The 1808-nt window shown below is 43.2% G+C and carries 2 protein-coding genes; both read right to left on the reverse strand.

Features of this window, described 5'->3' with window-relative positions:
* Window positions 1-772: phage late control D family protein (locus CL42_RS16020; RefSeq protein WP_035270910.1), on the reverse strand; the 772-nt coding region annotated here is incomplete at its 3' end.
* Between the two features lie 258 nt (window positions 773-1030).
* The coding region (locus tag CL42_RS16025; protein ID WP_035270912.1) for an FAD-dependent oxidoreductase at window positions 1031-1808 on the reverse strand (778 nt) is incomplete at its 5' end.

Consider the following 1808-nt stretch of genomic DNA (forward strand, 5'->3'; position numbering starts at 1 on the left):
GGACTGCGGTGGGTTGTAGGCTGCGTTGTCCAATAAAACTGGTGATGCTATCAAATTGTTCTGTCGCATCACTACGATGGTAGCGAATGTTGCGTCGATTGAGGGCTTGGTATTGGCTGTTGTCGTCAATCAAGCGGAGCTTTTGTGCTTCGATCGGACTGTTGTTGCTCGTTACAATCGGTTGGGCTTCATCAATGAGCCAGTTAATGCCTTCACTGCGTAGTAAGCGAGTCAGAAAGTCGTAGTCGCTTTCGTTGCTTTGCATGATGAAGGGGCGGATGTCGTATTGTTGTTGTAGTCCACTGTGGTCTAGGCTGAGGCTAGAGGCAAAAAGTGGACTTTTGTTTTGCCATTCTTCAAAGAGGATTTCCATCACTTCGACCACGGATTTGTTCATAAATACGCGGCTGTTGCGGCGTTTGTGCCAAAGTGAAGTTGCATCGTTAAGCGTGAGTTTGTAGAGGGTCAGTGCCCCATCGCTTTGTCCTTGTGAGGCTTCGGTGATGATGCCTGTGGTTCTAAACAGGGTGCCTTGATCGGTGACTTGATCGACGGCCACTTGTGTGCCGATGAATTGTTTGAGTGGAATTAAGGCATTGGTCGAGAGACAGATGAGTTCTGCTTGCACGCCTTCGTTAAGGACATGGCTGCCATCGATGCGTTGTAGGAAGACTTGGCTATTCAGTTGTGAATGACTGAATTGGATGTGGAGGGCTCTGTTTTGGGCGGTTAGACCGAGCTGTTCCAATGCCGAAAAGATGTTGGCAAGCATGGTTATTATCTGTCTTTTATAATTTAATAAGGCTAAAGAATTTCTTAATATTTAAACAAAAAACAGACACGATAAACAGGTCCTGTTACACAAAACACCCATTTATTGTGAAATAAAATTACAAATAAAATACAGATTTGATTTAATAAATAATATAGATCAAGTTAATCATTACAAAAAAAGAGGCTGAAGTGTTAGCATCTTCAACCTCTGTAAACTACAAAACTAAGAACTTCTTATTTAAAGAATACGATTGAACTACTGTCCAGAACGAATGATGTAATCAAACGCTGACAGTGATGCTTTCGCACCTTCACCAGTGGCAATGATGATTTGCTTATAAGGTACTGTTGTACAGTCACCCGCAGCAAATACACCGTTTACATTGGTTTCGTTGCGATCGTTAATCACAATCTCACCACGGTTGGTTAATTCAACTTGGGTTTCTTTTAAGAAATCCGTGTTGGGTAACAAACCGATTTGTACGAAGATACCCGCCAATTCGACAGTGTGTTCTTCATCAGTCGCACGGTCTTTGTATTTCAGTGCAGTGACTTGTTTGCCATCACCAACGACTTCTGTAGACAACGCATTTTTGATGACAGTCGTGTTAGGTAAGCTGTTCAATTTATCTTGAAGGACTTGGTCAGCACGTAGCTTAGTATCAAACTCAACTAAGGTTACGTGTTCTACGATACCAGCTAAATCAATCGCAGCTTCAACACCAGAGTTACCACCACCGATCACAGCCACACGTTTGCCTTTGAATAATGGACCATCACAGTGTGGGCAGTACGCAACACCACGGGTTTTGTATTCTTGCTCACCTGGTACATTCATTTCTCTCCAGCGTGCACCTGTAGACAGGATGACTGTTTTCGATTCAAGTTTTGCACCGTTTTCTAAAGTCACTTCAACTAAACCGTTGGCAGTTTCGTCAGCACCTTTGATGTCAGATACACGTTGCAAGTTCATGATGTCGACACCGTATTCACGAACATGTGCTTCCATTTCAGCAGCAAATTTAGGACCTTGA

The organism is Acinetobacter sp. Ver3 (genome assembly GCF_000632455.1).
Taxonomy (GTDB): Bacteria; Pseudomonadota; Gammaproteobacteria; order Pseudomonadales; family Moraxellaceae; genus Acinetobacter.